At 56.1% G+C, this 7,224-nt stretch carries 5 protein-coding genes; all 5 read right to left on the bottom strand.

Annotation, left to right across the window (positions count from 1 at the left end; all coding sequences use genetic code 11):
* Window positions 1-1,668, bottom strand: a 1,668-nt coding sequence (locus B5F88_RS21985; RefSeq protein ID WP_343286487.1) for a SpaA isopeptide-forming pilin-related protein, incomplete at its 3' end; no start/stop codon positions are given.
* A gap of 45 nt (window positions 1,669-1,713) precedes the next feature.
* Entirely contained in the window at window positions 1,714-4,719 is a 3,006-nt protein-coding gene (locus B5F88_RS21980) for a SpaA isopeptide-forming pilin-related protein (protein WP_343286486.1), read from the bottom strand.
* A gap of 153 nt (window positions 4,720-4,872) precedes the next feature.
* Complete coding sequence (locus B5F88_RS18105; protein ID WP_087348805.1) at window positions 4,873-6,021, bottom strand: S-layer homology domain-containing protein; 1,149 nt, start codon at window positions 6,019-6,021, stop codon at window positions 4,873-4,875.
* A 4-nt stretch (window positions 6,022-6,025) separates the two neighbouring features.
* Window positions 6,026-6,229, bottom strand: coding sequence for a hypothetical protein (locus B5F88_RS18100; RefSeq protein WP_087348803.1), 204 nt, complete (start codon window positions 6,227-6,229; stop codon window positions 6,026-6,028).
* A 159-nt stretch (window positions 6,230-6,388) separates the two neighbouring features.
* Window positions 6,389-7,192: a class D sortase gene (locus B5F88_RS18095; protein WP_087348801.1), complete on the bottom strand. Its 804-nt coding sequence runs from the start codon at window positions 7,190-7,192 to the stop codon at window positions 6,389-6,391.
* Between the last annotated feature and the right edge of the window lie 32 nt (window positions 7,193-7,224).

Below are 7,224 nucleotides of genomic sequence, written 5' to 3'. Positions count from 1 at the left end.
GCCGGCCAGCACCGAGGCGTTGCCGCGCTTGGTGACGGAAACGCCCAGGTCAGCGGGCTTATCGTAGGCAGAGATCTTGATGATCTGCCCGGCATATTCCAGCGTTACATCGTGAACTGTGGGGTCTACCTGCCAATAGGACGGCGCTGTGACCTCTACGATTTTATAGCGCGCCAAAGGCAAAGGTTTGGAGGCCGCAACGCCCCGCTCGTCTGTGGTGATGTAGTCCACCACCTTGCCGGTGCGGGCGTTGCTGATCTCATAGACAGCGCCCTGGAGCGGCGTTCCTGCCGCTGTGCCGGTGATGCTGTTGGCTTCGGAGGCATACTTGTAAATTTGGATCTGGCCGGTGATGGCCTCGTTGACCCACTCGATCTCCGCAGTATGGCCCGGCCGCACATAGACGGTCTTGTACTCCTCGTCTAAGATATAGCCCTCCGCAGCCTCCAGTTCTCTTAAATAGAACCGGCCGCTGGTGTTGGCGCCGTCCGGCAGGTCATCGGCGGTGATGTAGACATATCCATCGTCATCAGAGGTGAACTCCCCAATGGGGTTGCGGTCCTCATCATAAAGCAGGAACTTGACGCCGTAGATGCCCTCGCCGGAGGTGTCCACCTTGTGGATCAAAATACCGGATTTGGCGGCGTTGGTCAGGCGCAGGGTTGTCACCTCTCCATCCTTGACCTCGAAATAGTGCGGCGTATCATCCAGAATGAAATTCGGATTGGCCTCGACTTCAACGGCATAGTAAGAGCCGTCCTCCAGAGAGAGGAAGGCACGGCCGTTGCGGTCCGTTGTGATGGTATCAACTAAGGCATCATCCATTCGGCGGATCTCATAGGTGGTATCGGGGATCCGCTCTGAGGTCTTGCTTTCGTTCACCTTTATGAGTTCTAAGCCGCCCACCGGGTCGTTATAGAACCACAACTCCTGCGTATCGTCAGGATTGACTACCACGGTCTGGCTCTGGGTATCAGGGTCGATGGTGTACCCCTCGATGCTCTGCACTTCAGTCGCTACGACTGTGCCGGTGACATTGGAGAGGACGATTTGGCCCTCGGAATTGGTCCAGTACAGGCCGTTGGAGGACAGGTGGCCATTCTCGTCTGCAAGGTAGGAACCGTCCGCATAGGTGATTTTGAACTGAACTCCCTCAAGCGGCTGCTTATCGGTACTCGACAATTTGTGTATGATCAAATTGCCTTTCGGCTGATTACGGAACTCCAAAGTCACCGTCTGCCCGGCCTGGATCTGGGCCGTCTGGGGCGTGTCGTCGAGCAGGAATCCTTCCTTAGCGCGGGTCTCCTTGACCACCAGCGTCGTGCCAGGCTCGATGCCCTCGATGAGGATGGTACCCGCCGAGTCAGTGGTGAAGTAGCCGTTGCCATCGCCCACCACGGTGCCGTCGCTCTCGGTCACAAAGAACTGAACATCAGAAATGGGGGAGTTATCTGCACTGGACACCTTTTTGATCAGCAGCGAACCCATGGGGCTGTTGCCAAAATACACCTGTACGACCTCTTGTTCCTCCCCGGAGAGGTAGACCGTCTGGGGCGGGGTGTCGATGACGTGAGATCCGTCACTGGAGAGTTCTTCGATGATGTAGGTACCCGGTTTGCAATCGGTCACCGTGAAAGAGCCGTTGGGCGAAGTGCGGTAAGTGCCAATGACCGTACCGCCAGTACCGCTGGTGTTGCCGGAGAGGTAGCGGACCTAGAACACAGCCCCCTCGATGGCAGCCCCCGTTTCCGAATCATACTTCCATACGCAAATGGCCGAATTTGGCCGGTTATAGATACGGAAGGTATGCCCCTCGCCAGCGGCGACAAACGCCTCCTGCTTGCTGGACTCCGTCATGGAGAACCCCTTCGGGGCCTCTAACTCTTCGATGCGGAACCAGCCGTCACGCAGGGAGAGGTCGGGATCGCTCAGGACAATGCGTCCCTCCTCATCGGTGTAGAACACACCTAGGTCGTTGTACTCGCCCGTCTCTGTGTTATTGCTGGCGTACCAGACCTGTACGGGCACATTTTCGAGAGGATCATGGGTGACTTCGTTTTCCTTGATGATCTCGATAACAGGGCGCTTATAGTTCTCGAAATACACATCCCGGTCCCGGTTGGGGAAAAGAGTCACCAGCTGGGACTCTTCCGCCAGCAGGTAAGGCTCCGGGACGGATTTTTCGATGACCTCCACCACACCGGGCAGCAAATTCTCTACGACCGCGACGCCATTTTCGTCCGTTTCTACCTCGGCAATGGAGTGACCGTCCGCACCTCTCACGAGGTAGACCGTGTGTGGAATTGGAGCGCCCGTGTCCGCGTCCGATTTGTGGATATACAAATTGGGCCGCCGGTCATTGGTCAGGGTGATCGTGCTGGTCTGCCCGGGGAACAGCTCCACATGGTGCTCCGTATCATCCGGGATGTGGTCCGGCGTTGAGGACAATTCACGCACGGAATAGACACCCGGCTCCAAATCGGATATCAGGATCTCACCTGTGGAACTGGTGGTGCGGTCCAGATAGTGAGAGCCGTCCTCGATCTTGGCAATTCGGAAGGTCACCCCGGCCAGGCGGGAGCCGTCGTTGCTCAGCTTGATGAGCTGAAGCGAAGGCTTGATATGATTGGTGAAAACGAATTGTGCGTCCTCATTGGGCTTCAGCTCGATGATGCGCTGGGCCTCGTCGATGATATAGCCGTCACAGGACTTTTCAGTCACCACATAAGAGCCGGCCGGGAGCATGGACAGGTCGATTTCACCGCTCTGGTCAGTCCGGAACTCCTGGGGACCGTAGGTGCCCTCTACAGATTCGATTTCAAAAACAGCGTTGGGAATCACCTTTGAGGGGTCGTCCGAGTCCACCTTCACCAGCCTCAAACCGGGCTTGACATCGTTGAAGAACAACAACTCCTTGATGCCGTCGCCGGCGTGCAGTTCCACCTCCTGGGGCGTGGTGTCCAGAATGTAACCTTCGTCTCCAGTGTCCACTTCGAAGGCGCGGTAAGTGCCAGGCTCCACATTGGTGAGCAGGATCTCACCAAACTGGTCGGTCTGGAAATTCCCAAGGAATTCTCCGTCCCGATAGACAGCGAAGGTGACCTCGGGCATTGCGACCATGTTCTTTCGATCATACTTGATGATCCGCAATCCCGGCAGCTCTTCGTTGATGATAGGGATGGTGGTCGTTTCGCCGGCCACCACGGTCGCGGTATAGACGGTATCATCCAGCTGCCAGCCGACGGGGGCAGTTTGCTCCTGGATGCGGTACGCACCTAAAGGAATCTCGTCAAAGATGGCGACGCCCGCGCTCGAAGTCTCCTGTGTGAAGGTCTGACCACTTTCAATATGCTCGATGGTGATGATGGCGCCCTGCAGCTTCTGGCCGGTATTGGACCGCTTCTCGATCCGCAGGGTGCCGTATGGATCATTAAAAAATGTCACCTCGGCCACTTCATCGTAGACCACGGTGACATTCTGAGCGGGATCTTCGCTGATGACATAATGGGACGCCGCATCCCGTTCAATTACGGTGTAATTTCCACTCTTTTGCAGAGGAATCTCAATGCGGCCGTCCCCATTGGTCGTGAAAGAACCGATGCTGTCCCCATCCGGGCCGATGACCTCGAAAAGGCACCCGCTGATGGGGATTTCTGTCCCAGTCTCATACTTGAGGATGCGCAGGCCGGTCTCGGGCGGCTCCTCACCGGAATCGGCGTAATTGCTGTAAGCGGAAATCCGCATCGTTGTGGTTGGGTCCGTGTCAACGACATAATTTTGCAGATTTCCATAAATATCCTTTTCCTGGCAAATTGCGTAAAAGACGGCGTACTGATAAACGTTGGTGCTGAAGGAGAGCTGAACGCTCCCGGTCTCCCCCTGTACGCTTTCCATGGGGTACAGGACTTTGAATTTACCGGCGTAGCCGTCCCCGGTGGCTTCCGTGGTGATCGTGGTGATATCCCGGTTATTCATATCCACGATCCGGGTCCCCTCCGGGACCATGGACGGATCGGTAAAGGAGACATTGACCTCATAATCGCACACCCAGGTTTTCGACCAGAAGGTGAAGACCTGCTGCTTGTACTGCTTGCCGTCAATGGTGACCTGGTAGGCAACATCTCGGTCCGGGGTGCAGGTTACCTGGGGAGAGAGAATCTCATCCCAGGCCGTGCCTCTGGCATAGATGTCCTTGGCGGCAGCGAGCATCTTCTGGGCGCGCTGCAGCTCCACCCCGGTCAAATTGGGATTGACCTTGAGGTTGTTAATGTCCCAATTACTCAGGAGGTAACACCAGAGCGCCATTTTTGTGGCATAATAACCCTGGTACTTGTTCTCCAGGCCCAGTTCCTCCAGGCTGCGAGTCGGATAGCCGCTGGCAACAATGCCAATGACCTTTGGATCGCTCGATTTTTCTTCGGCTAAGTATTCAATGCTTTCACCGGGCGCTACTGTCTGAGGGACTCCCGTGATGTTCGGGTTCACACAATATGCAGGGATCTCGCGGGTCACGCCGCTCCCATTGTCATAATTATAATAGGTATAGATGAGAGTCCGGACCCGGCCGTTGATAGACAGGTAGGAAAGCTCCTCGCCGCCGCTGTAGATGTCAATTTCACCAAGCGCCTCTTCCGGCGTGGACGCGGCAAAGGCTGCCGTTGGCAGCAGCCCCATGACCATCAGCAAAGCCAGGAGCATTGTAATCAATCGTTTTTTCATGAGTGACCTCCATAAAAACAGGGAGGACACCCCGTCAGCTCGTTGCATCCCCCCTTCGGTTGGGTTAATTCAGTTGTGGGGAATGCTAAACGGGCAAAAAAGAAAGGCGGTGTGCCGCTTGGGCACACTGCCTTCCCTTTTGACTGACTTGACTTAGATTACATGGATCTGATACTCGGTATGTGAGAACACGCCGTCCTTGTAGACATCCCATGCCTGCATGGAATAGGTGCCCGGCGGAACGCTGTTGAACAGGTCAATGATCTCGCGCTCCCTCCAGGGCCAGAACATCTGGTATGAGAGGCCGTCCGCAATACTCAGATTGATATACACGGGGAAAACACCTTTGGCGTTCAGCTTCGGGGCGCCATTCTCCCATGTCGCCGGATTATCCCCGATTGCGTTATAGAGCGTGTAAAGCATCCGGCGCGTCTCATATAGATTACGGACCCGCAGGTGGTCTCCGGTTTCGTTCTGGTAGCGGCGCACCTCCATATCCGGAAGTTCCGGCTGCGGCAACAGGCTCCAGTCACAGGTGGGCTCTGGCAGGGATCCAATCGGACCCGAGGAAAACATGCTCTTGTCCCACCGGCTCACATCGGTGATCGTATAATTTGTACCGTCATCGCAGCGGATCACATCACCGACCTGGGGCACATACTGAGAGCCGTCTGCCGGCGGGTTGATAGAGCCGTCTTCATTCCTGCTCAGGCTTCCGGCGCCCGCGTTGCCCTCTGGTAGTTCCGGTCCGGTATTGCCCAGCGCGCGATAGAGCAGGACTGCCAAATCACCCCGGGAGATCTCAGCCTTTGCTGTGGCCTCAGGCGTGACCAGCCCCAGTTCAAGAGCGGTCTGGCAGGCTGTGGAGTAGTCCCAGGTTACTTCCGGCAGATCCAGATACCGCAGTACCACCGTGCAGGCCGCCTGCGGAGTCACACCATCATCCGCGCCAAAGACTCCTCCGCCGTATCCTGCCATCAGCCCATTGGCATAGCAGTAGCCTACATACAGCCTGGCCCATTCCGGCACATCCGAAAACTGACACTGGCTGATATAGTATGCCTGCTCGGCCTGGACATGATCGGGATTCCCCTGCAGCCGGGTCAGGATCGTAGCCAGATGGGCGCGCGTCAGGCCATCGTTCAGACGCAGATCTCCGTTCTGGTCGCCTGCCAGTATGCCCAGTTCCTTCAGGTATGCTGCGGCGGTCTCCACTTCGGGTACCTGCCCCACGGCCAGAGCCGGGCAAGCCAGCGACAGCATCAGCACCACACAGAGTAACGCGCTTGTGATTTTTTTCATAGTATCACGCTCCCTTCCTGTTTCTGTATAGCGTGGTCGTCACGCTCGCCGTCAGGCGGCGGGTGGACTCGTTGTATGAGCATCTCTCGAACTCATAGAGGCCCAGCCGATCCACCTCATTTGCCACTTCGGCAGGAAGGTCAACGGTAATATCCATGCGGATCCTGACGCTGTCATCCTTTGCCCCGTGGCTGGTTTTCTGTACCATAACTGACCCTTCCTTTCCTTTGGATTTCCCCCGAAAACTGGGGGAGTAATTTGAGCATAGTACAGAACTTAGCCGCTGTCAAAGGATTATTTTGAATGCTCACGCCGCAAAAACAACTTTGCAACAATCGCCCCCTAAATTCCTTGTTTTTCAACGGTTTCAGCCGTTTATCTGCACCGCCTGGACACAAACTCTTTTTTCTGGATGATTGGCCAGGCAGGTGGTCAGCGTGATGCGGTTGTCGCTTGTCGCCTGCAGACTGCTCCAGTCGTTGCTGGCGATGATCTCCACCGAAACGACGGCGTAGGTACGGGTCCCATAGACCGTGGTATAGGTGATCAGATCGCCCTTCTCCATGTCCTTAATGTCGCCGATCACATATTTTGAGCCCCTGTTATGCCCACACATCGCAACATTTCCATCCCACGCCGATGTGGAACTGTAATGCCCAAGTCCCTTGGACATACTGGCGTTTGTTTCGCCTTCCCAGACCTTCATATTGATACCCAGGGAGGGGATCTTCAAGGTCCCGATACTGCCGTCGGACCGCTCCATGCCATCCACACTGGTGTAGGCCGGCTGCTGATAGACGATGGTCGGAGTTGAATCCTGGATTTCAGGGGCGGCCACATATATGCCGTCCCCGGTCGTGATACCGTAGCCGGTCCCGCCTTCTGTCGAATAGACGCTCTGCTGCAGGCCGGGCAGCAGGGCTTTTTCCATGAGTCCCGTCTGGGTAGTGCTGAAACTGCCGTACTCCAGTTCGGGGATCTGGTAGTCCACCACATTGGGCCCGCCGTAGTTATACTGGGAGCCGTAGACATCCTCGTAGGAGGTGGAGCCGTAATAATCTGCCGGCGCTTCGGTGGTAAAGGAATAGTCGGCTGCGTGGGCGCTGACCGACAGCGAGCAGACCGCCGCCGCGATCAGCGCAAGGGATAAGAGTTTCCTGGTGTGTTTCATCTGCTATCCTCCGTTTCCTCATAATCATCCTC

The sequence above is a fragment of the Flavonifractor sp. An306 genome, from assembly GCF_002159455.1.
In the GTDB taxonomy this organism is placed as follows: Bacteria; Bacillota; Clostridia; order Oscillospirales; family Oscillospiraceae; genus Flavonifractor.
The sequence above is the reverse complement of the archived record's forward strand: the minus strand, read 5'-3'. Positions and strand labels throughout refer to the sequence as shown.

What these genes read in the sequence shown, in the direction of transcription:
- B5F88_RS21980 (WP_343286486.1), bottom strand. Translation starts at nt 4,719, where the DNA reads ATGAAAAAACGATTGATTACAATGCTCCTGGCTTTGCTGATGGTCATG.
- B5F88_RS18105 (WP_087348805.1), bottom strand. Translation starts at nt 6,021, where the DNA reads ATGAAAAAAATCACAAGCGCGTTACTCTGTGTGGTGCTGATGCTGTCG.
- B5F88_RS18100 (WP_087348803.1), bottom strand. Translation starts at nt 6,229, where the DNA reads ATGGTACAGAAAACCAGCCACGGGGCAAAGGATGACAGCGTCAGGATC.
- B5F88_RS18095 (WP_087348801.1), bottom strand. Translation starts at nt 7,192, where the DNA reads ATGAAACACACCAGGAAACTCTTATCCCTTGCGCTGATCGCGGCGGCG.